We start from the raw sequence: 22,101 nt of genomic DNA on the forward strand, positions 1-22,101 counted from the left end.
CTGGTGCCGTGAGTGATCGCGACGACGCCCTGCGCAAACAACTCGGATGGACCGGGCCGGAGGAATCGGACTACGAACCTGCCCCCGTCGAGCCCACCTTCACACCGGCGGCGACGCCGCTGCCGTCGCGCCCACACGTCGACTACACGCCTGCGGACGCGCCGCCCGAACCCGTGCCCGAGGCTGAACCCCCGCAGGAACAGTTCACTGCGCCGGCGCCACCTCCCCCTCCTCCCCCGCAGCCGCCGCCGCAGCGCGAGGCTGAGCGTCCCGACGGCGGTGGCCTCCGGCCGCCTCAGCGTTTCGGTCCGCCGCCACCGCCAGGAAACCCCCGCGATACGGGGACTTTCCCCGCTGTCGGCCGTCCGCCCGAGCCCCCTCAGCAGTGGGGACCACAGCCACCGAGTCAGCAGCAGCCGGTGTGGCAGCAGGGCCGTCCACCCCGACCGAACGCACCTCAGCAGGGCCAGGGCCCGCCGCCCGGGCCGCCTCAGTACGGCACCTGGCAGGGACACCCGTACGGTCAGAATCCGCGCGTCGTGCCGCCCCCGCCGACGGGGTCCTACGCCGACCGCATCAGGGCCGACGATCTGGTGCCCAGCCGTCGCGTCGTTCCGGCCAAGGGCTGGCGCCGCGTCGTCTACAAGATGACGTTCGGACTCGTCAACCCCGGTCAGTCACCAGACGAGATTCGACAGGCCGAACTCGAGGCCCGCATCAAGGTCGTCCTGCGGGGCCACTACAAGGTCGGCGTGATGGGCAAGGGGGGCGTGGGCAAGACGACGGTGTCGGCCAGTATCGGATCGGTGTTCGCCGAGCTCCGCCAGGAGGATCGCGTCGTCGCGATCGACGCCGACACCGCCTTCGGGAAGCTCGGCAGTCGCGTCGATCCGAAGGCCGTCGGGTCGTACTGGGAGCTGGCCGGCGACCAGCACCTCGAGACGTTCGCCGACGTCCGCAGCCGCGTCGGCAACAACTCTGCCGGACTGTTCGTCCTGGCGGGCGAGGGCAGCCCCGCACGGAGGCGTGTTCTCGACCCCGCCATCTACCGTGAGGCCGCCGCCCGCCTCGACCGCTACTTCTCCATCACCATCGTCGACTGCAGTTCGACGATGGACACGCCCGTCACCCAGGAGGTGCTTCGAGACCTCGACGCGCTGGTCGTCGTCTCCTCGCCCTGGGTCGACGGCGCGGCAGCCGCGGGGCAGACGATGGACTGGCTGGCCAATCGCGGCCTGACGAGTTTGTTGCGTCGCACGGTCGTCGTGCTCAACGACTCAGATGGGCACGCCGACAAGCGAACCCGCGCGATCCTGGCGCAGCAGTTCGCCGGCCAGGGGCAGGTGGTCGTCGAAGTTCCGTTCGATCCGCATCTTCGTCCAGGCGGGGTGATCGAAGGCACCTCCGAGATGTCCGGCCCGACGCGTCGAAAGTTCATCGAGATCGCGGCAGCTCTCGCGGAGCACTTCCCGGCCAACGACGAGCGTGGGCGGGACCGGTAGGAGACCGGCTGGCACTTCAGCGCCAATCGAGCTGTTCGATCAGCGCTTCGATGACACCCACCGCCGGCGCGGGCACGGGTTGTTCTGCCTCGGCCTGCACGACGACGTCCTCGGCGACGCCCGCAGCCTGAGCGGTCTCGACGATCGTGAGGCTCGCGTTGCGGCGAGCGGCATACAGTCGCTGACCGAGGGTGGCGCGCGGGGCGGTCGCCGCGAGCATCGTCAACTCGTCGATGCGCCGCCGCACGGTGCTGAGCGCCCTGATCAGTGTCGGGGTCACTTTGCCGATGCGGGTCGCCCGTGCGGTGACCGCTTCGAGCTGTCGGAGATCGGACAGAATCGCCGTGATCCGTGGCGTGAAGTCCGGATCGTCGACGGCCGGGAGCGCCTCGATCGTCGAGCCGAGGGTGTTGACCGCGGCGACCACCGCCTCGGCGATCAACGATCCCTCGTCGCTGCCCCGATCCCGACGGACCACTTCGGTCGGGTCGTTGGCTCCGGTCGGCACACCGGTCCGGATCCGGTTGATGGTCCCCGGCGGCCAACGCAACACTTCCTCGAGCTTCGCCCGCGTCTTGTCGCGCGGCCAGCTCCTGCCCTTCTCGAAGGCGATCAAAGCCCCAGCGTTGATGACTCCGTCGGCGGCCAGACTGCGCTGACTCACGTTGAGTTCACGCCGACGTGCTGCAGCGGCCGCGCCCGCCCGGGCCATGCCGGGATCTACCGGCGTGGTGTCGTCCTCCGGCGCATTCGGCATCACGGCGTCGGCCCACGAGTCGCTCGACGGATCACCAACGACCCTAGGTCGATCGTCGACGCTGGGGTCGTCATCTCTGGTGGTTCCTCGATGCGCTGCAATGGCTTGGCTCCGGGCGAACCGTAGCAGCACGGGACGAGCCATTGCGGTTAGACCCAGAAACTGTCTCATCGCTACGGATTACGCGTCAACCCCTGAGTGCCTGTGTAGGCGCGGAATCTGAATGGTGACAATGAGGGTTGAGCAGCAGACATCGGCGACCTGGCGCGCGCTGGCGGCGCGTCGAACCGGAGGACATTGACCATGACGGACTCGCTCAGCCTCTGACCATGTCAGCAGTACCCCCTTCATGTGCTTCGGTTTAAACTGTTGCATCGCTACGGTTACTGCTATACATTCGCATCCATCGCGACGCAGCGACTGCGACGCTCTGACAAGGAGTAGCGACATGAAGGCATCGGGGAACGGATCAGCGGTGACGAACCCAGTGGGACTCGACGGACTGCCCCTCGGCGAGTGCACCGGAGATCCCGAACGGTGGACCACCGCCGCTGACGAGGACGCCAAGGCCATCTGTCGGACGTGCCCCCGACGATGGGCCTGCGCACGCGAGGCGGTCGAACTGCCGAAGGCCGAGGGGCTCTGGGCAGGCATCGTGGTTCCCGAAGCCGGTCGGGGCCGTGGTCACGCGCTGCGCCAGCTCCGCGAGCTGGCCGAACGCAACGGCTATCCCGTCCGCGCACGGCGCATCTTCGTCGAGCACTTCCTGGAATCCGCCTGACCGTTGACGTGGGGCTCAGCGGGAATGACCAGCTGCCGGCGTCGAGGGGTCGCCGGTTTGGAATACCCGGAGGCATGTCTGCGGTTAAACTGACGTCGACGGTGCCGGACATGCCCCGGGTACCAACTAAATTCGTCGCCTAGAGCGACCACCTGCCGTGAGGCGCCATGGCGGTACCGTCGCCCGAGCCGCCGATGCACCAGCATCGGCGGCTTCGTGGTCTCTCCAGCCTGTGGATAACTTTCCGAGCCTGTCGGCGACCGCTCGTAGCTTGGCCCCATGACGAAATGGATCAACACGGTCAGCCGCGGCCACGTGCAGCGCGGCGTGGCGGGCGGCTTCACTCAGGCCAATCACGGCAAGCCCCACATGCTCCGCAGGATGGCCCGCGACGACTGGATCGTCTTCTACTCGCCGAAGACCGATTACCCCGACGGCGACCCGCTGCAGGCCTTCACGGCGATCGGCCGGGTGTCCGACGACGAGGTGTACCAAGAGGATCTCGATCCCGAGTTTCAGCCCTGGCGCCGTCGGATCGACTTCCTGCCCTGCGCCGAGACACCGATCCGGCCCCTGATCGATCAGCTCGACTTCATCGAGACCAAGTCGCAGTGGGGGTACCGCTTCCGGTTCGGCGTGTTCAAGATCGACGACCACGACTTCGACGTGATCCGCGCCGCCATGACGGGGTGACGCCGCCGTCGGTGGCTACTCTGGTGAGGTGAGCAACACCGAGGCGGCGCCCGACCAACTCGCCTGTCGTGCTTCACGATTCACCGGCGTGCTGCATCCACGTGAAGTCCCGTTGGGCGGTCCGCGGGCGATCCGGGTCCGCCGGACTCTGCCACAGCGGGAGCCTCTCATCGGGGCATGGTGCTTCATCGACCACTACGGCCCGCACGACGTCCGCGCTGGGACGGGCATGGACGTCCCGCCGCATCCCCACACCGGGTTGCAGACCGTCAGCTGGCTGTTCAGTGGCGAGATCGAACACCGGGACAGTGCCGGCGTGCACGCCACGGTCCGGCCCGGTGAGCTCAACCTGATGACCGCGGGCGCCGGCATATGCCATTCCGAGGTGGCGAGTCCGAGCGCGCCCATCCTGCACGGCGTGCAACTGTGGGTCGCCCTTCCCGATGCCGATCGCGACACCGAGCGCGACTTCATCCACTTCGCACCGACCGTGCAGACGCTGGGCGCCGCGCGGCTGCGCGTCTTCATCGGTGAACTCGGCGGCGTCCGCTCGCCCGTACACACCTTCACCCCCCTGTTGGGAGCTCAGATCGACCTGGCGCCGGGCGCCGCGATCCAGCTCACCGTCGACCACGCCTTCGAGCACGGGGTGCACCTCGACCGGGGCGAGGTCGTCGCCGGAGGGACTGCGCTCGGGGTGGCCGACCTCTGGTACCAATCACCCGGCCATGACACGGTCGCGCTCACCAACACCGGTGAACGGCCCGCGCGAGTACTCCTGCTCGGCGGCCTCCCGTTCGCCGAGGAGCTCATCATGTGGTGGAACTTCGTCGGCCGCAGCCACGAGGAGATGGTCCGTTACCGCCGCCAGTGGCAGGAGGGCGACGAGCGGTTCGGCTCGGTTTCGGATTATCCCGGCGCCCGTCTGCCTGCTCCACCCCTGCCGAACTCCACCCTGCTACCCCGCCCCAACCCCTGACCTCGGGAGCGCCATGACCACCGACCAGACCGGTGCGGATACCACTGTCACCTCCGAGCCCGGCCACTTCACCATCGCCGTGGACGGTCAGACCGTCGGGCTCGCCGAGTACTTCGATCGCGACGGCCGACGCACCTTCCCCCACACCGAGGTAGACCGGGCATTCCGCCGACGCGGGCTGGCATCGATCCTCGTGGCCGAGGCGTTGCGCGCAACGCGGGAGGCAGGGCTGCGAGTCGTGCCCACGTGTTCGATGGTGGCCGAATACATCGACAAGCATCCCGAGTTCGCCGACATCACCGACCAGTTTTGACGGATCGCCCCGATATGGTCGTCTCCCAGACGACACAGCTGCCGCTGGCGTTCTTTACACCCACACCGCGATGGCCAGTCACGTGGCCAGTTCGTTGACCCTCTACGGCACAACGGGTTTGCAATACATCAACGCCGACTACACGCTGGCCACGAGCCGGCTGCCCGAGGGCCGCGACGTCGGTCTCGCGGCGATGACGTACTCGAGGCACGACGGCATCGCGACCGGCAGCGCCACTCTGTTCGACCTCCGGGGACAGATCGGAACCTGCCACCGCGACCACCCTGGCGAACCCGGAATTCAACCCGCCGTCGCTGGGCTAGCGGGGTTTGAGCACGACGACGGGTATCTCGCGTTCAGTCCAGCTCTGGTAGGTGTCGAAGTCGGCATAGACGTCAACCAGCTTGGCCACAGACGATCCCGTTCGGCGACATCGGCGGCTACGGCGCGGACCGCACTGCGTGTCGGCCCGATCTGCACGTGTGTGTCGGGGTTCGCCACCAGATTGCGGTACCACTGCGGATGCTCTGGACGTCCGCCCTGGCTAGCGGCGACCACGACGTCGGCACCGTCGCGCAGATCGAGCAACGGCACCGTGAAGGACGCGCCCGACTTGCGTTCGACGTGGTCCAGCAACAGGGTCGGCACCGGCTTGCGGAAACCCGCTCCGATACGCCACTTCCCACCGATTCGGCCACCAGTCTTGCGGTACACCCACACCTGGCCGCGGCCGACGTGCCGGAAGATCACCGGCAACAGCGGTGAGTCCAGCTGGTCCGGCCGTTTCTGCGCGGCCATGTCAGGCGAGGTACTGAGCCGTCGTGCCCGACATTGGCATATCGGGCATTGCGAGTTTGCGGTGGTCCCAGCTGCGAGTCCGAGTCGGTACCAACCGCACCGCGATCCGGTTGTTCATCATCTGGTCGACGAACGGCCTCATGTCCTCGGTGTAGGGCCCGGTATAGCGCTCCCACACGCTGATTCCGACGCGCAGAAGAACATCCGGGTCGCTGTCCACGATCTCGGCCTCGCCGTCGATCGACACGCCACGAAGCGTGTTGTAGGTCTCGCCGTCCTCGATCATGATGGTGAGTCGCGGGTCGCGGCGGAGATTGACCGCCTTCTGAGACTTGGCCTTCGTCTCGACCCAGATGTCGCCGTCGACCACCGCGTACCACATGGCGACCAGATGCGGCCGGCCGTCGGCCGACAGAGTAGCCATGGTGGCAGTGCGACTGTGGTCGATGAACTCAACGATCTCGTCGTCGCTCATCACGATCTTCGAGCGTTCGTTCTTACCCATCCGTCATCCCTATCAGGCGCCCCGGGAAGTGTCCGTCATCGGGCTGCCATTGAGGTTCGATTCCCGATACCCTCGCATTTCGGCAGTTCACACATCTCGGGGACGAAGCAGGACGCGAACCAGTGGACGGATTGAAGGCGGCGATGGCCGCCGCGTGCGTGGCACTGACGGTCGCCGGGTGCGGGTCGACGACGCAGGGGCGCGCGGTCTCCCCGCTGTATGACCCGTTCCGTGCCGGTGGGCTGCCCGCGCAGGACGGCCCCAGTGGCATTCGCGAGGATGCACCCGCTCCCGAGGGCGACGTGAAGAACACCGACGGTGGCGACGCCGACAAGCTCGCCACCCTGGCGGTCAACGACGTCGCCGAGTTCTGGGACCAGAACTACTCCCAGTCGTTCGACGGATCATTCACGGCCGTCCAGGATCTGGTGTCCTACAACTCCGAAAGCCCCTCGAGCCCAGAGATCTGCGGCGGCGAGACGTATGACAATCCGAACGCACTGTTCTGTCCGCCAGAACATCTCATCGCATGGGACCGCGGCGTCCTGGTCCCCCTCGGGCAGCAGTTCTTCGGAGACACCTCGATTGCGGCGCTGCTCGCACACGAGTACGGACATGCCGTTCAGGGCATGGCGCAGATCGTCGACGACGACACCACCACGCTCGTGAGCGAGCAGCAGGCGGATTGCCTTGCGGGCACGTACATCCGGTGGGTGGCCGAGGGCAAGTCGCCCCGCTTCGACCTCAGCACCGGCGACGGCCTCAATCACGTTCTGGCAGGTGTGCTCACGCTCCGCGACCCGACATACGTCGCCGGTGACGCGCCGTATCTCGAGCAGGGACACGGCACGGCGCTCGACCGGATCAGCGCGTTTCAGATGGGCTTCACCTCTGGCGCAGCCGAATGCGCCAAGATCGACATGGACGAGGTCACGCAGCGGCGAGGCGATCTGCCGCTGACGCTGCCCGCGGAAGGCACCGGCGATCCCGCCGCCGGCGACGTCGAGGTGACCGAGGACGTCGTCACCTCGCTCGTCGACGTTCTCGGCGAGGTGTTTCAGCCCAGCGAGGCACCCCAGCTATCGTTCGACGCACCTGAGTGCTCGGACGCGAGACCGAGCCCGCCGGCGTCCTACTGCCCGGAGAGCAACACCATCTTCGTCGACATCCAGGCACTCGCCGAGATGGGCAAGCCCTCCGACTTCGAGAACTACACCCTCCTGCAGGGCGACAACAGCGCGTTGTCGGTCGTGGCGTCGCGCTATGCATTGGCCGTTCAACACGAACGCGGCGAATCGCTCGATTCCGCGGCGGCCGCATTGCGCACCGCTTGTCTGACGGGCGTCGCGCAGGGCGCCATGTCGGAGAACAAGAGCCTCGCTCTGGTGCTCACGGCGGGAGACCTCGACGAGGCCGTGGCGGGCCTGCTGACCAACGGCTTGGTGGCTAGCAACGTCAACGGTGAGACGGTGCCGGCCGGGTTCACTCGGATCGTGGCATTCCGGTCGGGCCTCGCCGGTGACGCGGACCTCTGCTACGCGCGCTTCAAGTAGGCGCGGCGAGGCACTGGCGCTTGACGTTTCCGTGATTGGCTATCATGGTCTTCCGGTAACACCACGAGAGCGATGGGGGTTCGCGAACGGTGGCAAGAAAGACCGTCGTTGAATGGGTCGACGACGTCGACGGGACCGCTGCATCGGAGACGGTGACGTTCACCATCGACGGTTCCCGCTACGAAATCGACCTGTCCGAGAAGAACGCGGCCAAGCTCCGGGCCGCCATGAGTGGGTGGATCGAAGCAAGCCGTCGATCGGGTCATCGTCGGGCGCGCGGGGGAAGTGCCAAGCACGGCCCGTCAGAGTCGACCAAGGCCCGAAAGTGGGCCCTCGACAACGGTTTAGAGGTCGGCCCGCGCGGTCGCCTTCGGTCCGAAGTGCTCGACGCCTACCGGTCACGGACGCCGGAGAAGTAGGCCCGACGCGCCCGCCACGTCAGGAGTGGCAGAGCGCCGATATTGCCACAGGTGTGACGATGAGCGCCGCGATCGTCGACGCCAACAGCAGACGCTGTCGTAGTCGCGCGCCGCGGCGGACCGGTCCGGCCAGTCGGATCGCGCGGGCCAACGCCGCCGTGTCCGCGGCACCCAGTGCGCCTCCGGTCGCGCGCGGCTGCCCTGCCAGCGCGACGAGCCCACCCAGCACCGCGTACCTGCCGTACTGCCTGGCGGCCGTGTCGTCGGCGCACATCTCTACCAGCCGCCAGACGGAGTGAACGGCGTTGCGGAACAACGGAAGACGCGGCATCGCCGACGACAGGGACCGCAACAGCATCATCAGCTGCAGATGACGCCCGGCGAGGTGGGCCTGTTCGTGGGCGAGCACCGCGCCCAATTCGGACTCATCGAGGGTGTCGATCACACCCGTGGTGAGCACGATCGCGTGGGGTCGGCCCGCCACGCAGTACGCCACGGGGAGGTCGGCGGGCACGACGAGGACGTCGGGGCCGCGGGACGCCGATCCCAGGAGTCTCGCGTCGTGGGCGTGGTCGCGACTGCTCGTCCAGAACCGCCTCAGCGCGAGCACGATTCGACGAGTGACGACGGCCGACGACACCAGTGCCACCGCGCCTGCGACGGCGAGGGTGACTCGGCCGAGCACCCCGACGTGGTTGAGTTCGGCCACGATCCGCATGCAGTACTCGACCGGGCCCGGGCGGGGGCTGCCCGCCACCACGTCGAGCACCGGTCCGATGCCGACGACGGCCCACGCCCCGAACGACATGGCGATGGCACAGAGCCAGACCGCGACGGACAGCCGGGGGCTCAGCCCGTTCCTGGTGACCCGCTCGAGCAGCGGGGGCGACAACCACGTCAGCACCGCGCCGTACAGAAGCAGGCAGATCGCGGCGTTCACGAGCTGCGGTCCCGCGGGTGGACCTTGCGCAGTGCCGCCCGCAGCTGCGCGGACTCCTCGGCGTTCATCTGCTGAAGGAAGTGGTTGAGCACCAGGTCGGCGTCACCGCCGGAGTGGAAGGCGTCCCGCATCAGCTTGGCCGATCGCTCCTCGCGGGTCATCGTCGGCCGGTAGCGGTACGCCTTCCCGTCGCGTTCACGTTCGAGCCAGCCCTTGCGGTGCAGGTTGTCCATTGTCGACATCACGGTCGTGTAGGCGATGTCGCGATCGGCGACGAGGTCGTTGAAGACCTCGCGAACGGTGACCGGTGCGTCGTGGGCCCACGTCCGGTCCATCACCACGGCTTCCAAGTCGCCGAATCCACGCTGCTGCATGCTGAACAGGCCAGCGAGCTACCCGCGAAGTGCGCTGCCCTGCAGCCACTCCTGCCACGGCACGCTCCAGTCCCCGTTCTGCCACTGCTCCAGCGGTCGGCCACCGGTGTTGCGGATCTCGACGACGTCGCCCCGTTGCGAGAATTCGTAGAACCAGCGGGCGTTCTCGGCGCTCAGGTTCAGGCATCCCGCGGATACGTTCGTGTTGCCTTGCGCCCACACCGTCGCCTCCCGCTCGTGGAGGTAGATGCCGTCGGGGCTGATGCGCGTGGCGTGGGGCACGCTGATCCGGTAGCCCGACGCGGAGTCGACCGGCAGTCCGTAGGTCGACGAGTCCATGAGGACCGGATTCGCCTTGTCCATCACGGTGTAGACACCCGACTGTGTCCAGAAGGAGATCGTGCGCCCACCAACGGTTTCCGTGCCGCCTCGACCCATCGACGTGGGCATGGTGCGAACCAGGACGCCGTTGTCGTACACGTTGACCTGCTTGGTGAGGTCGTCGACGATCGTGACGTGGGACGGCCCGATCGTGAAGCCGACGACACGGTCCTCCTCGCCGTAGAGTCCGGCGCCGAGCTCGGTGCCGTAGATCCCCGCCGCCACGCGGACGGTGGTGTTCGGCGGGAAGTACTCCCGCGGCCGCCAGTGCGCCTTCTGGTCGTTGACCCACGACCAGGAGCCCTCGACCGGTGGATTGGTGGTGACCTGCATTCGGCGCTCCGCGGTGACCCTGTCGACGATCGCGGAGTCGAAGCGCGCCACGATCACCGTGCCGACGCCGTAGGTGGCACCGTCGCGCAGTTCGGCGCCCGACGTCGTCGTCAACTTCACACGGGTCTGGTTCTGCGGCACCACCGTCGAGAATTGCGTGGTCCTGGTGGCGTCGGTGGCGTCGGTGCCGCGGCCGGTCGCCGTCAGCGTGTACGTGCGCCCGTAGCCGAGCGGTTCGGCGGGTCGCCACGCGGTGGCGTCCGCCGTCATGGCGCCCGCGACCGTCCTGCCCTCCTCGTTGACCATGCGGACGTCGGTCAACGTGCCCGACCGTGCCGCGACCCAGGCGACGCCGGTGGGGACGACGTCACGCGCGCCTGCCGGCGGCGAGAGGGTGAGGCTTGGCGGCTCGGCGGCAGCGATCTGCTTCGCTGGCGCCGATGCACGTTCGACGTGATCCCGCGGGCCGCCGCCGGCGGTCGTCGAGGTGAGCGCCGCGACGGCGACGATCGCGGTGACCACCGCGGCGCGGCGTCGGCGTTCGGGTAGCAAGGGACACCCCTTCGGTCTGCGTTGTCTACGTAGCAGCGTAGTAGGTGCGGACGACGGAAGCATGCCAACATTCGCATGTATCGATGTATGCTCCCCCCATGGGCGAGACCGCGCACGACGGCCATCGGGGGCACTCTCACGGAATGACGGCCGACGCCGACCGAAAGTGGTTGACGCTGGCCCTTATTCTGATCGTCGGCTTCATGGCCGTCGAGGTCGTCGTCGGCGTCATCGCTGGATCACTCGCGCTGATCACCGACGCCGGGCACATGCTCACCGACGCCGCGTCGATCGTGCTCGCACTGATCGCCATCCGGCTTGCCGCGCGGCCCGCCCGCGGCGACTACACCTACGGCCTGAAGCGCGCCGAGATCCTCTCCGCTCAGGCCAACGGCATCACCCTGCTGCTCCTCGCGGCCTACTTCATCTTCGAGGGCGTCCGTCGCCTGTTCGATCCGGGCGAGGTCGAGGGGCTGCTGGTCTTCGTCACTGCGCTGATCGGCATCGTCGTCAACGTGGCGGCCTCGTGGTGCATCAGCCGCGCCAACCGATCGAGCCTCAACGTCGAGGGCGCGTTCCAGCACGTCCTCAACGACCTCTACGCCTTCATCGCCACCGCAATCGCGGGTGCTGTCGTCTGGCTGACCGGCTTCGCTCGCGCCGACGCGATCGCCGCGCTCATCGTGGCGGCGCTGATGATCAAGGCGGGCTGGGGTCTGGTGCGCGCCTCTGGCCGCATCTTCCTCGAGGCCGCCCCCAAGGGCGTCGATCCCGGCGCGGTCGGCGTGGAACTCGCCGCGGTCGAATCGGTCGTCGAGTTGCACGACCTGCACATCTGGGAGATCACCTCGGGCGAAGCCGCGCTGTCCGCCCACGTGATCGTCAGCGATGGCATCGACTGCCATGCCGTTCGTGGCGACCTGGAACGGATTCTGCACGACCGGCACCACATCGATCACACGACGCTTCAGGTCGATCACGTCTGCGCGGACGACCCCGACGAGCACTGCGTCGAGCCGCACGGGCAGTCGTATCGGGGCGCTTAGCCGCGCTCGACAAGACCGACACCACAGGGATTTTCGGCCTCACCGATCAGGTCCTGCCCCCTGCCGTCTCGGTGCGCTCCGCTCTGCGGCCACGGCGGAGGTCACTCGCAGTCCTGCGCCAGGACCGCAGAGTCGAGCGCACGGCCGGGGGACTCGAGTGCCCGCGCCCTGGTCTGTGAGGACACTCGGGGGGTCAGCAATTCCGAACCCCTCTTGAGCCCAACCCTCGTCATCGTGTGTGTGGTCATGGTGCTCGCCGCGGGTCTCGTCTCGCGGTATCTGTTGAGAGGCCCTCTGTTTGCGGTGCCGGGCGCCGGAGCGCGGGCTGCGATTCAGCTGGCCGCGGTGGCCACCGTGCTCGGTGCGGCGATGTCGCGGCTCTGGACCTCGGCGCTCGTACTCGCCGTGATGTTCGGAGTCGCTTCCCTCACCGCCGCACGCCGCAGTGAGGCAGGTCGGGGTGCTGCTTGGCTCGCGGCGGCGCTGGCGGCGGGCATGGCCGCCGTGATACCGCTGCTCTTGCTGACGGGCGTCGTGCCGCTCACCGGAGTGGCGCTGGTCCCGGTGTTCGGGATCGTTCTTGGTGGGACGATGACAGCCTCCGCGGTGGCGGCCAGGCGAGCGCTCGACGCTCTGAGCTTGCGCGCGGGTGAAGTGGACGCGGCCCTGAGTCTCGGCCTTTCCGAACGGGATTCGCGCATGGAGGTAATCGAGCGGCCACTCACCGACGCCCTGCTGCCCAACCTGGATCAGGCCCGAACGGCAGGGTTGGTCACCTTGCCCGGAGCCTTCGTCGGCGTGCTCTTGGCCACGGGGTCCGCCGCGCAGGCCGGCGCCGTACAGGTGCTGGTCCTCGTCTCGCTGCTGCTGGCCCAGGCCTGCGGAGTGGCAGTGGTCGGGGAGTTGGTCGCCCGAGGCAGGATCACCCGCATCGATCAGTTCGCCACGCCCACCACTGCCTCGAGTTCGTTGCTCGATCGGCTGTCGACTGTTCGTCGTTTCGCGTCGCCCAGAAGACGTTGATTCCAGCGAGCACACTCAGCAAGTTCTCAGCGCCACGTGCACCGATTGGCGGTATCGGAGGCAACATTGCGGTTGCCCGCGCCGGCAGGAAGGAACATCCAGTTTCGGCTGATCGGAGAGGCAAGGCCGGGAGGCCGGCCGCAAGGCGACGTTGGCGGTGGTGCGGGCACTGACGGGGGTGCCGATCGACTACTTCGCCAAGGTCAATCTCGCGGGCTTCTACGACGTGGCCGCGAGTCTGGGCGGTGTCGAGGTCTGCCTCAACCACGCGGTTCACGACGACTACTCCGGTGCCGACTTCCCCGCCGGACGCCAGACCTGGGACGCCCGGCAGGCTCTCGCGTTCGTCAGACAGCGCCATGGGCTCGACAACGGCGACCTGGATCGCACCCACCGGCGACAGGCGTTCCTGATATCCGTCATCCGCGAGCTTCAGAACGCCGGGTCCTTCAGCGACGTGGGAAAGCTCAACGCGCTCATGGACGTTGCGCGCCAGGACATCGTGCTGTCCGGCGGGTGGGATCAGGACCTGTTCCGCCGCATCGGCGCACTCGCGGGAGAACACGTCCACTACCAGACACTGCCGGTCGTGCGGTATGACATGGTCTACGGCCAAGACGTCAACATCGTCGATCCGGCAGCGATCCGCGCCTTGGTCACGACGACCTTCGGCGATCCGGCTTCAGTGCCGAAACCCGTTGCGCCAGACGATGTCACGGTGGACGTGGTCAACGCCAGCGGTGTCCGAGGCCTGCCGACCGAGGCCTCGAACATGCTGGGCCACACCGGCTACCGGCCGGGCGAGCTCAGCGTCCCCACTACCGTCGAGTCTTCGGCAACGACGGTCGACTACGGGCCAGGAGCCGACGGCGCCGCTCAGGCCGTCGCGACCATGCTCGACATCAGCGCCCCGCCGCAACCGCTCCCCGACGTGGCCGCCGGGCGCATCCGCGTCGTACTCGGCGAGGGCTACTCGCTTCCCACCGACGTCGGCAGCCTGGCCACCGCACCGACCGGAGGTGAGTCGTTGGGCATCGACGTCGGCACCTCGGTCGTGTCCACCCCCGACCAGGGTCTTCCCCTCAGTGGCAGCGGCATCCCCTGCGTGAACTAGCGCGGGTCCGTCCTCCGACGAGTGGCCACTCATGACGCGCCTTTGGCCCCGGAGCGTGTGAAGAGTGGCCACTCGCGCGATTTATCGATTCGGACCTTTGGCCAATATCATCGAGGACGAAATGACCGCCGCAGACCGCATCACCGCTGAGGCACGGCGTCGCAGGACCTTCGCCGTGATCAGCCACCCCGACGCAGGCAAGTCGACGTTGACCGAAGCCCTGGTGCTGCACGCCAACGTCATCACCGAGGCCGGCGCGATCCACGGCAAATCGGGCCGCCGCGCCACCGTGTCGGACTGGATGGACATGGAGAAGGCGCGCGGCATCTCGATCACTTCGACCGCGTTGCAGTTCCCCTACGCCACCGCGGGCCAGGACTGCGTCATCAACCTGCTCGACACCCCTGGCCACGCCGACTTCTCCGAGGACACCTACCGGGTGCTCACGGCCGTCGACTGTGCAGTGATGCTCATCGACGCCGCGAAGGGCCTGGAACCGCAGACGCTCAAGCTCTTCGAGGTGTGCCGGCTTCGGCGCATCCCCATCATCACGGTGATCAACAAGTGGGACCGACCCGGCCGCGACGCCTTGGAGCTGCTCGACGAGATCCAGGCGCGTATCGGCCTGCGGCCGACCCCGCTGACCTGGCCCGTCGGCATCGCCGGCGACTTCAAGGGCGTCCTGGACCGGCGGACCGGAAACTTCATCCGGTATACCCGCACCGCGGGCGGTGCCAAGGCCGCACCCGAGGAGCACATCGCACCCGCGGACGCGCACGCCGCCGCGGGCGTCGACTGGGACAACGCCGTCGAGGAGTCCGAACTCCTGGCCGCCGACGGGTCCGACTATGACCGGGACACGTTTCTCGGCTGCGAGTCGACTCCGGTGCTTTTCACGTCGGCAGCGCTGAACTTCGGCGTCAATCAGCTGTTGGACGTACTCGTCCAGCTCGCCCCTTCGCCGCACGGGCAGCTCGACGTTCAGGGCCATCGACGGCCCGCCGAGTCACCCTTCAGCGCGTTCGTGTTCAAGGTTCAGGCGGGCATGGACTCCGCCCACCGCGACCGCATCGCCTACGCGCGGGTGTGCTCGGGGACGTTCGAGCGCGGCGAGGTCCTGACTCACGCCACCACGGGCAAGCCGTTCGTCACCAAGTACGCGCAGTCGGTGTTCGGCAAGCAGCGCTCGACGCTGGACACCGCGTGGCCGGGTGACGTCATCGGACTCGCCAACGCCGCCGCGCTTCGACCGGGCGACACGCTGTACCGCGACATCCCGGTGCACTACCCGCCGATCCCGAGCTTCTCCCCCGAGTACTTCGCCGTCGCACGCGGCACGGACCCCAGCAAGCACAAGCAGTTCCGCAAGGGCATCGAGCAGCTGGAGCAGGAGGGCGTCGTCCAGGTCCTTCGCTCGGACCGCCGCGGCGACCAGGCACCAGTTTTCGCCGCGGTCGGGCCGATGCAGTTCGAGGTGGCGTCCCATCGGATGGCAGGCGAGCTCAGCGCGCCGATCTCGCTGGAATCACTCCCCTACACCGTCGCGCGTGCCGCCGACCCGGACGACGTCGCGTTCCTCCAGCGGCAACCGTCGGTGGAGGTCTTCACGCGGACCGACGGCGTCATCCTGGTGCTCTTCTCGACGAAGTGGCGCCTCGAGGGCTTCCAACGTGACAACCCTTCGGTGAAGCTGACCTCGCTCGTCGCCGCGGGTGACGACTAGGCCTCAGACGTACCGCACGATCTGGTGCCAGACCACCGCCTGGGCCACGACGGCCCGTCCCGCGTCCAGGCTGATGGCGGGGTTCCCGTACAGCTCGTACCCCAGGTCGAGCGCTTCGCTGACGCGCCGACAGAAGGCCTCGTCATCGGGCCCGGTCAGTAGGCGGTACCTCGGCAACCCGCTCGGTGGTTCCGTCATGATCCGATGGTGCCACGCACGACGCGCTGCGAGCCCTCAGTGCGCGCCGACGCGAACGGTCGGACCCGTCTCCAGCGGTCGCGGCTTCAGCACCAGACTGAAGCCCAGCGAGACCACGCCGATGGCCGCGCAGATTCACAGCGCCGTGTTGAAACTACTCATCGTGCCCGAGCCGACAACCGGTCCGGCCCAGGCGAACCCGATCGACGAGCCGACACCGAAGGCGGCGTTGGTGATGCCGGGCAGCGACCCGGGGTTGCCCTCGGGTGCCTGCGTGACACCGAGGACGCTCATCGCCGTCAGCGTCACACCCATGAAGGCGCAGCCGAACGCGGCCATCAGCACGATGAGCATGCTCCGGTTGTGCGCGAACACCGCGAGCAGCGAGGTCACCGCGATCGAGCCGACGATGCCCGCCCGAAATGCGGTGACGAAGCCGATCCGCACGGCGAGCCGCCCGATCAGTGGCGCCGTGATCAGTTGGGCCACCGCGCCGGGTGTCAGGAACGATCGCGGTCGTCGTCCCGTCGAGCCCGAAGCCGGAGTCGGGATCCTCGGCGATCTTCGCCGATGGTGAAGCCCGCCAGGACCATGAACGACGCCATGTTGAGGATCGTCGCGACGATCAGCGGCCACGCGAGGCGCGAACGCATCTGGTCGATGTCGACGAGCGGTGTGCTGATCCGCTTCTCGACCACGACGAGCAGAACCAGGGCGACGATCGCGACGACGATGAACGTCGAGGCGATCGGCGACGACCAGCCCGCATCGCCACCACTGGAGATGAAGAGGATGAGCCCCGCGACCCCGAGTCCGATGAGTGCGGCACCCACCCAGTCCATGCGCCCCTCGACCGCGCGGCCGGGTTCGTCGGCGGGCACGGCCCTCCAGGCGAAGGCGATGCCCAACGCCCCGACGACGAGGATCAGCATGAAGATCGAGCGGTATCCGAAGCGGTCGGCCATGAACCCGCCGAGCAGTGCGTCCACACCGGCGACCCCGCCGTTGATCGACGTGACCACACCGCAGCAGACGCCAAAGGTGGCTCCGCTCAAACGTTCCCGCATGATCAGGAAGGCCAGCCCGAACGTCACGTTACAGGCACCCTGCATGATGTGGCCGGCCAGCACGACCGGCAGCGAAGTACCGAGGACGCAGAGCAGCGTGCCGACGCACAGCAGCGCCAGGATGGCGAGCATGACGCGCTTGCGGCCGATAAAGTCGCTCCACCGGATCAGCACCACGTTGGCGACCGCGCCCGCAAGGTAGAAGTAGGTCGACATCGCCGCGAACGAACCCTTGCCGAGGGTGGTCTCGATGTCGTAGAACGCCGGGCCGAGCATGGTGGCGTTGAGTTGGAACGAGATCACCGAGAGGACGAGGGGCGCGACCATGAAGACGATCCGGCGTTGGGACAGCAGGCTGCCCTCGCCATCGGTCACGGTGGCGGCTGACTCACGACGAGGACTTTAGGTGCCGATCCTCGAATGGGTCAGTCGGCGCCGTTAGAGTCGGGGCCATGGTGGCGGCGCCCCTGACGTCCTGGCTCCTGGACTCCGACCCGGCCCTTCGCTGGCAGGTCGAGCGCGACGTGGCTCGGCAACCTCCGGGCCGCACGGCGGCCCGACGGCACGTGGCTCCAGGCCCGCAGTCTCCCCGACCGCGCGTGGTTCGAGGTTGACGTTGCGGTCGGTGAACCATCGAAGTGGTTGACCCTGTTCGGGATTCGCGTGCTCGACTGGTGGGACGGCCGTTAGCGCTGTGGGGAGGGCGTGCGCATCCCGGCGATGACGCGGCCAAGGACTCGGCTCCGCATCCGGCGGGGCAGCATCCTCAGCGACGTCGTCAGGAATTTGCCGCGCGCGCCGGGGACGACGGTAGCCCTCCGGCCCAGCGCACGCAGAGCACCGCGGGCGACGACGTCGGGGTCGGCCGCCGAATCCATGCTCAGGCCGGCGCGGCCACCGAAGCCGCTGTGAACCGGCCCGGGCGCGACGCACAGGACGTCGACGCCCTGGGCCGCGTACTCGGAATGAATGCCCTCGGCGAAGCTCTGCACGTAGGCCTTCGTGGCGGCGTACGTGGCCTGGCCGGGGACGCCCTGCCATCCGACGATCGACCCGAACAGCACGATTCCGCCGCGGGCCCGGGTGATGAGCCGGCTGCCGAACACGTGGGTGAGGTGGGTGACCGCACCGATGTTGACCGCGATCATGTCGAGTTCCCCGGCCAGGGCGGCCTCTGCGAACGGGCCGGAACTGCCGAAGCCCGCGGCAAGGACGACCAGCCCCACGTCCAGATCGTGGGTCGCGGCGATCAGGTCGTCGGCCGCCTCCGGTCGGGCCAGGTCAGCGGTCAGCACCACAGCGTGGATGTGCTGGGTGGCAACGAGTTCCGCCGCGAGGCGATGCAGCACCTCGTCGCGGCGGGCTACCAGGACGAGGTTGACCCCGAGCGCGGCGAGTCGATGCGCGAAGGCCAGTCCGATCCCGTCGCTGGCACCGGTGACGAGTGCCCATGGACCGTAGCGGTCCACGAACGTCATGACCGCACCCCGCCGACCGGATGCGCGGGCAGGAACGCCAACACGAAGAGTGCGCCGCACAGACAAACCGCGGCTGCCGTCATGCACCCGGCGTGCAGGCCGGACATGAAGGCGTCACTTACGTTGCCGCGGAGGACATCTGCGCTCTGCGCGGGTGCGCGGGCGGCGACCTGCAGACCTTGAGCTAGGCCTTCGCGCGCTGTCGCTTGCGCCGGCTCCGGCATCGCTCCCAGGGCGGGACTGTCGGTCAGATGGCGGATGTAGAGCGTAGAGAAGATACTGCCCAGCACGGCCACGCCGAGGGTTCCGCCGATCTGACGGGTGGCGTCGTTCACCGCCGACCCCGCGCCCGCCTGTTCGGGCCGGACCACTCCCATGATCGAGTCGGTGGCCGGCGCGGTGGTGAGACCGAGCCCTCCACCCAACAACACCATCTGCGCGGCGACCACGAGATAGCGGACATCGGTGTCGATCCTCGTCACCCAGAAGAACGCGGCGGCGAGCATCAAGAGCCCGATGAATACGACGGCCTTGGTGCCCAACCAGGTGACCGCGACGCGCGTACCCAGTATCGAGCCGACCGCGATCGACAGCGCCACGGGAAGGATCCGGACACCGGTCTCGAGCGGCCCGTACCCCTGCAGCAGTTGGAAGAACTGCGTGATGAGGAAGATGAACCCGAACAGCGCGAAGAACGCCACGGTGACTGCGCCGCTGGCGGCACTGAACCGCAAATTCGTGAAGAGTCGCACGTCGATGAGCGGGTCGGACCTTCGACGCTCCCACCACGCGAAGGCCACGGCCGCGGCGACGGCGACGGCGAAACCACCGACCGTCTGGACGGACGCCCATCCGCGGTCGGGCGCTTCGATGATCGTGTACACCAGCGCGCTCAGCATCACGACGGACAGCAGCAGCCCACCCCGGTCGAGGCGGGAGGTCTGATCGCGGGTGGAACGAGGTACCAGCACGGCGGCGCCGACCGCCGCCAACATGGCGATCGGCGCGAGGGCCAGGAAGAGGCTGCCCCACCAGAAGCTCTCGAGCAGTGCGCCGCCGAGGATGGGCCCGATCGCCACGCCCAGACCCGTGACAGCGCCCCACACACCGATGGCCGCCGCGCGCTGACGAGGCTCGCGGAAGGTGTCGGTGATGATGGCCAGCGTCGTGGGGTAGATGAGTGCGGAGGCCATTCCCATGACCAGTCGTGCACCGATCAGAGGTCCGGTCGACGTGCACAGGGCCGCCGCGACACTGCTCGCCGCGAAGAGGGCCAGGCCCGCGATCAGAGTGCCGCGCCTGCCGAACTTGTCGCCGACGGTGCCCCCGGCCAGGACGAGCGCGGCGAAGGCGAGGTTGTAGGCGTCGACGATCCACTGCAGTCCGCGGGTGGACGCGCCCAATGTCGTATTCAGGGTCGGCAGAGCGACGTTGACGATAGTGGTCTCGACGTTGATCGCCAGCGCGGCGATCAGGACGACGGTCAGGACCAGCACCGGGGGCACGCGCGGGGTGGCCGCATGCAAATGGGTTGTCGTGCTCGTGTATCGCAGAGGGTTTTCGATGGTCATGGCCGTTCCTCGATGTTGACGCCGATAACACGACGAGCATGTCAGTCGATGTTAGTGCTGTCAACATCTAGTTCCGGTTTCCTCGGCTCAGACGAGACCGAGCTCGATGACGTCGAGCAACCGGTCGGTGATCAGCTGCTGGCGGGCCCGGTCGAGCCCACCCATCGGACCGTCGAGGAACAGGGTGGCCAGGCCATGCACCGCTGCCCAGGCCGCTTCGTCGAGGCCGTCGCGTTCATCTGGCGAAAGCACTCCGGCAGCGACGAGATCGTCGATGCATCGGATCAGGATCTGGAACGGATGGCGCTCGGCGGTCACCGGCCGATCGGGCGTTCTGGAGTGCGCGCCCGGCTGCGGGTCGAAGGCGAACGCCGTCCGGAAGAGCCCGGGCTCGGCGAGCGCAAAGGAGACGTAGGCCTGTCCCGTAGCGCGCAAGCGGGCGAGCGCCCTGCGGTCGCGGGGCCCGTCGTCGGGCACCGTGGCGATGGTCGCGGTCATCGTGTCGGCCAGCTGGGTTTGGGCCACCTCGGTCACCGCCTCAAGCAGCGCATGGCGGTCGGAATAGTGGCGGTACGCCGCCGAGTTGCTCACCCCCGCCAACCGCTGCACGTCCCGCAGCACCACCGCGTCCGGGCCGCCGACCCTGGCCAACGCAACGGCGTGCTCGAGCAATGCCTGCCGGAGATTGCCGTGGTGGTAAGCGTCGGCGGACCGCCGTCCCTGGGTGCTCAGCGCGACCTCCTGTCGATGTTGACGAGACTTACATTGAACGCCATTGTGGCGCAGTCACCTAGCTAGGCAGGGGTGTCTCAGAATCCCGGGTACTTCTGCCAAATGCGCTGTGGGGCGTCATCGACGTCATGTTCGGAGATGGGGGCGTAGCGGGCCGGGCCCAACGTCGGCGTCGCTGCGTTGCGTTCAGACGGTATCGCCATCGCCCTCGATGATGTCGGCGCACACCCGGACTCGCTGGGGCCTGGCACCGGTCGACGCCACCGTGGCGGTCTCGGCTGTGGTGCTGGTCCTCTCCATCAGCGTCTTCGCCGCGTTCGCCTGCGCGACGGTGATCCGGCTGATCGACCACCAGGTACGCCACGGCGACATCGAGCCGCTGACCGGGCTTCTCCCCCGCGAAGCCTTCGACGATCAGGTCGCCACCCTGATCGGTGCCCGCAGCCGCTGAGCCTCAACGCCGTGGGCGGGGCAAATCAGGCCCGTATCGCAGTGGCCCAGCATCTTCGCGACACCTCCCGCAGCGACGCACTGATCGCCCACGTCGGTGACACCGAATTTCTGCTCGACGACGTCTTTCCCACGCCGGATCCCATTCCGTTGGTTGAACGCATCCACGGCGCCATCACCGCTCCACCGTCGCGGCTGAGTGCCAGCATCGGTGTGGTCAGCACCCCGTTGCGCCCGTTGGCGGACCACGGCACGCCCGACGTTCTCGACGAAATTCTCATCGTGGCCGCCGCCGCCATGTACGACGTACGCAAGGCAGGCGGTAGCCAGGCCCGCTACGTCCTCAACCCGGCACTCAGCTTGCTCGACCAACTCGACGACGATGACTGGCCCCACGCCGACTGATCCCGGCGCCCATACCCAAGCTGACGCTGGATACGTTCATACGCGCCGAGTCTGGACAAAGTGTGGCGGCGGCCAAGCGGCGAGTTCCTGCGATCTCGGACCGGCGCGTTTTGGACGGCTACCCCGGTACTCAACCACCCAATTGCACGGAGGTGGGCGCGATCAGTGGGACTTCGCGCCAGGCAGTACGGGCACAGTCACGCCAATGACGAAGGCCGCGAACCCAACCGGGTCCGCGGCCTACGCGTCGCGGTTCCACCGAACCGCACATTGATTGTGGGCGAAGGGGGACTTGAACCCCCACGTCCCGAAGGACACTGGCACCTGAAGCCAGCGCGTCTGCCATTCCGCCACTCGCCCCAACAACCGGGAGAGACTATCACGCACTCTGCCCACTCCCCAACCGCGCAGTTG

At 67.8% G+C, this 22,101-nt stretch carries 25 protein-coding genes, 1 tRNA gene and 2 pseudogenes; 14 read left to right on the forward strand and 14 right to left on the reverse strand.

Annotated elements, in window-relative coordinates:
• Positions 1–8: 8 nt before the first annotated feature.
• Complete coding sequence (locus tag VET27_RS18455; protein ID WP_526520712.1) at positions 9–1,502, forward strand: MinD/ParA family ATP-binding protein; 1,494 nt, start codon at positions 9–11, stop codon at positions 1,500–1,502.
• Between the two features lie 16 nt (positions 1,503–1,518).
• Here VET27_RS18455 and VET27_RS18460 read toward each other — a convergent pair whose 3' ends face one another.
• Complete coding sequence (locus VET27_RS18460; RefSeq protein ID WP_526520714.1) at positions 1,519–2,259, reverse strand: transcriptional regulator; 741 nt, start codon at positions 2,257–2,259, stop codon at positions 1,519–1,521.
• A gap of 448 nt (positions 2,260–2,707) precedes the next feature.
• On the opposite strand from VET27_RS18460, the gene VET27_RS18465 reads away from it, so the two are divergent.
• From VET27_RS18465 to VET27_RS18480, 4 genes are all read left to right on the forward strand, one after another.
• On the forward strand, positions 2,708–3,040 hold the full coding sequence (locus VET27_RS18465) for a WhiB family transcriptional regulator (RefSeq protein WP_526520716.1): 333 nt from the start codon (positions 2,708–2,710) through the stop codon (positions 3,038–3,040).
• A 279-nt stretch (positions 3,041–3,319) separates the two neighbouring features.
• Positions 3,320–3,733, forward strand: coding sequence for an EVE domain-containing protein (locus VET27_RS18470; protein WP_526520718.1), 414 nt, complete (start codon positions 3,320–3,322; stop codon positions 3,731–3,733).
• Positions 3,734–3,761: 28 nt separating this feature from the next.
• Positions 3,762–4,712 carry a pirin family protein gene (locus tag VET27_RS18475; protein WP_526520720.1) on the forward strand — a complete coding sequence of 317 codons (951 nt, stop codon included), beginning with the start codon at positions 3,762–3,764 and terminating at the stop codon, positions 4,710–4,712.
• 13 nt (positions 4,713–4,725) lie between these two features.
• Positions 4,726–5,025 carry a GNAT family N-acetyltransferase gene (locus VET27_RS18480; protein ID WP_526520722.1) on the forward strand — a complete coding sequence of 100 codons (300 nt, stop codon included), beginning with the start codon at positions 4,726–4,728 and terminating at the stop codon, positions 5,023–5,025.
• Positions 5,026–5,344: 319 nt separating this feature from the next.
• On the opposite strand, the pseudogene VET27_RS18485 reads toward VET27_RS18480, so the two are convergent.
• Positions 5,345–5,823: pseudogene (locus VET27_RS18485) on the reverse strand (nitroreductase family deazaflavin-dependent oxidoreductase).
• 1 nt (position 5,824) lies between these two features.
• Positions 5,825–6,328: a PPOX class F420-dependent oxidoreductase gene (locus VET27_RS18490; RefSeq protein ID WP_526520724.1), complete on the reverse strand. Its 504-nt coding sequence runs from the start codon at positions 6,326–6,328 to the stop codon at positions 5,825–5,827.
• A 143-nt stretch (positions 6,329–6,471) separates the two neighbouring features.
• On the opposite strand from VET27_RS18490, the gene VET27_RS18495 reads away from it, so the two are divergent.
• Positions 6,472–7,881 carry a neutral zinc metallopeptidase gene (locus VET27_RS18495; protein WP_526520760.1) on the forward strand — a complete coding sequence of 470 codons (1,410 nt, stop codon included), beginning with the start codon at positions 6,472–6,474 and terminating at the stop codon, positions 7,879–7,881.
• A gap of 89 nt (positions 7,882–7,970) precedes the next feature.
• A complete protein-coding gene (locus tag VET27_RS18500; protein ID WP_526520726.1) occupies positions 7,971–8,300 on the forward strand; it encodes an Lsr2 dimerization domain-containing protein in 330 nt (109 codons plus the stop codon).
• A gap of 19 nt (positions 8,301–8,319) precedes the next feature.
• On the opposite strand, the gene VET27_RS18505 is transcribed toward VET27_RS18500, so the two are convergent.
• The 3 genes from VET27_RS18505 to VET27_RS18515 are packed head-to-tail and all read right to left on the reverse strand — an operon-like array spanning position 8,320 to position 10,880.
• Positions 8,320–9,240, reverse strand: coding sequence for a M56 family metallopeptidase (locus VET27_RS18505; protein WP_526520728.1), 921 nt, complete (start codon positions 9,238–9,240; stop codon positions 8,320–8,322).
• The gene (locus VET27_RS18510; protein ID WP_526520730.1) at positions 9,237–9,614 is read right to left on the reverse strand and encodes a BlaI/MecI/CopY family transcriptional regulator; all 378 of its coding nucleotides are present in this window, start codon (positions 9,612–9,614) and stop codon (positions 9,237–9,239) included. The genes VET27_RS18505 and VET27_RS18510 overlap by 4 nt, the downstream gene beginning before the upstream one ends.
• 18 nt (positions 9,615–9,632) lie before the next feature.
• Positions 9,633–10,880 carry an Ig-like domain-containing protein gene (locus VET27_RS18515; protein ID WP_526520732.1) on the reverse strand — a complete coding sequence of 416 codons (1,248 nt, stop codon included), beginning with the start codon at positions 10,878–10,880 and terminating at the stop codon, positions 9,633–9,635.
• Positions 10,881–10,978: 98 nt separating this feature from the next.
• On the opposite strand from VET27_RS18515, the gene VET27_RS18520 reads away from it, so the two are divergent.
• The 5 genes and pseudogenes from VET27_RS18520 to VET27_RS18540 all read left to right on the forward strand — a co-directional run bounded on the left by VET27_RS18520 (position 10,979) and on the right by VET27_RS18540 (position 15,786).
• Positions 10,979–11,926: a cation diffusion facilitator family transporter gene (locus tag VET27_RS18520; RefSeq protein WP_526520734.1), complete on the forward strand. Its 948-nt coding sequence runs from the start codon at positions 10,979–10,981 to the stop codon at positions 11,924–11,926.
• Between the two features lie 213 nt (positions 11,927–12,139).
• Positions 12,140–12,949, forward strand: a complete 810-nt coding sequence (locus tag VET27_RS18525; protein ID WP_526520736.1) for an ABC transporter permease — start codon at positions 12,140–12,142, stop codon at positions 12,947–12,949.
• 145 nt (positions 12,950–13,094) lie between these two features.
• Positions 13,095–13,583: pseudogene (locus VET27_RS18530) on the forward strand (LCP family protein); the annotation flags it as partial.
• Positions 13,584–13,667: 84 nt separating this feature from the next.
• Positions 13,668–14,063 carry a LytR C-terminal domain-containing protein gene (locus VET27_RS18535; RefSeq protein ID WP_526520762.1) on the forward strand — a complete coding sequence of 132 codons (396 nt, stop codon included), beginning with the start codon at positions 13,668–13,670 and terminating at the stop codon, positions 14,061–14,063.
• Positions 14,064–14,184: 121 nt separating this feature from the next.
• Positions 14,185–15,786, forward strand: coding sequence for a peptide chain release factor 3 (locus VET27_RS18540; RefSeq protein WP_526520738.1), 1,602 nt, complete (start codon positions 14,185–14,187; stop codon positions 15,784–15,786).
• 3 nt (positions 15,787–15,789) lie between these two features.
• On the opposite strand, the gene VET27_RS18545 is transcribed toward VET27_RS18540, so the two are convergent.
• From VET27_RS18545 to VET27_RS18575, 7 genes are all read right to left on the reverse strand, one after another.
• On the reverse strand, positions 15,790–15,984 hold the full coding sequence (locus VET27_RS18545) for a DUF1737 domain-containing protein (RefSeq protein WP_526520740.1): 195 nt from the start codon (positions 15,982–15,984) through the stop codon (positions 15,790–15,792).
• A gap of 135 nt (positions 15,985–16,119) precedes the next feature.
• Positions 16,120–16,473, reverse strand: a complete 354-nt coding sequence (locus VET27_RS18550; RefSeq protein ID WP_526520742.1) for a hypothetical protein — start codon at positions 16,471–16,473, stop codon at positions 16,120–16,122.
• 11 nt (positions 16,474–16,484) lie between these two features.
• Entirely contained in the window at positions 16,485–17,426 is a 942-nt protein-coding gene (locus tag VET27_RS18555) for an MFS transporter (protein ID WP_526520744.1), read from the reverse strand.
• 311 nt (positions 17,427–17,737) lie between these two features.
• A complete protein-coding gene (locus VET27_RS18560) occupies positions 17,738–18,529 on the reverse strand; it encodes an SDR family NAD(P)-dependent oxidoreductase (RefSeq protein WP_526520746.1) in 792 nt (263 codons plus the stop codon).
• The gene (locus tag VET27_RS18565; protein ID WP_526520748.1) at positions 18,526–20,100 is read right to left on the reverse strand and encodes an MFS transporter; all 1,575 of its coding nucleotides are present in this window, start codon (positions 20,098–20,100) and stop codon (positions 18,526–18,528) included. The genes VET27_RS18560 and VET27_RS18565 overlap by 4 nt, the downstream gene beginning before the upstream one ends.
• Before the next feature lie 87 nt (positions 20,101–20,187).
• A complete protein-coding gene (locus VET27_RS18570; protein WP_526520750.1) occupies positions 20,188–20,772 on the reverse strand; it encodes a TetR/AcrR family transcriptional regulator in 585 nt (194 codons plus the stop codon).
• Positions 20,773–20,909: 137 nt separating this feature from the next.
• Complete coding sequence (locus tag VET27_RS18575; protein WP_526520752.1) at positions 20,910–21,035, reverse strand: hypothetical protein; 126 nt, start codon at positions 21,033–21,035, stop codon at positions 20,910–20,912.
• A gap of 11 nt (positions 21,036–21,046) precedes the next feature.
• On the opposite strand from VET27_RS18575, the gene VET27_RS18580 reads away from it, so the two are divergent.
• Together VET27_RS18580 and VET27_RS18585 are read left to right on the forward strand one after the other, a co-directional pair.
• Positions 21,047–21,283 (forward strand): hypothetical protein, encoded by a 237-nt coding sequence (locus VET27_RS18580; RefSeq protein ID WP_526520754.1) that lies wholly within the window; start codon positions 21,047–21,049, stop codon positions 21,281–21,283.
• An 11-nt stretch (positions 21,284–21,294) separates the two neighbouring features.
• On the forward strand, positions 21,295–21,687 hold the full coding sequence (locus VET27_RS18585; RefSeq protein WP_526520756.1) for a nucleotidyl cyclase domain-containing protein: 393 nt from the start codon (positions 21,295–21,297) through the stop codon (positions 21,685–21,687).
• Positions 21,688–21,964: 277 nt separating this feature from the next.
• Here VET27_RS18585 and VET27_RS18590 read toward each other — a convergent pair.
• Positions 21,965–22,047 (reverse strand) — tRNA-Leu (locus VET27_RS18590).
• Between the last annotated feature and the right edge of the window lie 54 nt (positions 22,048–22,101).

The sequence above is a fragment of the Mycobacterium sp. genome (assembly GCF_035633495.1).
Classification (GTDB): domain Bacteria; phylum Actinomycetota; class Actinomycetes; order Mycobacteriales; family Mycobacteriaceae; genus Mycobacterium.

What these genes read in the sequence shown, in the direction of transcription:
- VET27_RS18520 (WP_526520734.1), top strand. Translation starts at nt 10,979, where the DNA reads ATGGGCGAGACCGCGCACGACGGCCATCGGGGGCACTCTCACGGAATG.
- VET27_RS18580 (WP_526520754.1), top strand. Translation starts at nt 21,047, where the DNA reads ATGTCGGCGCACACCCGGACTCGCTGGGGCCTGGCACCGGTCGACGCC.
- VET27_RS18510 (WP_526520730.1), bottom strand. Translation starts at nt 9,614, where the DNA reads ATGCAGCAGCGTGGATTCGGCGACTTGGAAGCCGTGGTGATGGACCGG.
- VET27_RS18470 (WP_526520718.1), top strand. Translation starts at nt 3,320, where the DNA reads ATGACGAAATGGATCAACACGGTCAGCCGCGGCCACGTGCAGCGCGGC.
- VET27_RS18460 (WP_526520714.1), bottom strand. Translation starts at nt 2,259, where the DNA reads ATGCCGAATGCGCCGGAGGACGACACCACGCCGGTAGATCCCGGCATG.
- VET27_RS18540 (WP_526520738.1), top strand. Translation starts at nt 14,185, where the DNA reads ATGACCGCCGCAGACCGCATCACCGCTGAGGCACGGCGTCGCAGGACC.
- VET27_RS18575 (WP_526520752.1), bottom strand. Translation starts at nt 21,035, where the DNA reads ATGGCGATACCGTCTGAACGCAACGCAGCGACGCCGACGTTGGGCCCG.
- VET27_RS18480 (WP_526520722.1), top strand. Translation starts at nt 4,726, where the DNA reads ATGACCACCGACCAGACCGGTGCGGATACCACTGTCACCTCCGAGCCC.
- VET27_RS18490 (WP_526520724.1), bottom strand. Translation starts at nt 6,328, where the DNA reads ATGGGTAAGAACGAACGCTCGAAGATCGTGATGAGCGACGACGAGATC.
- VET27_RS18465 (WP_526520716.1), top strand. Translation starts at nt 2,708, where the DNA reads ATGAAGGCATCGGGGAACGGATCAGCGGTGACGAACCCAGTGGGACTC.
- VET27_RS18545 (WP_526520740.1), bottom strand. Translation starts at nt 15,984, where the DNA reads ATGACGGAACCACCGAGCGGGTTGCCGAGGTACCGCCTACTGACCGGG.
- VET27_RS18495 (WP_526520760.1), top strand. Translation starts at nt 6,472, where the DNA reads ATGGCCGCCGCGTGCGTGGCACTGACGGTCGCCGGGTGCGGGTCGACG.
- VET27_RS18560 (WP_526520746.1), bottom strand. Translation starts at nt 18,529, where the DNA reads ATGACGTTCGTGGACCGCTACGGTCCATGGGCACTCGTCACCGGTGCC.
- VET27_RS18565 (WP_526520748.1), bottom strand. Translation starts at nt 20,100, where the DNA reads ATGACCATCGAAAACCCTCTGCGATACACGAGCACGACAACCCATTTG.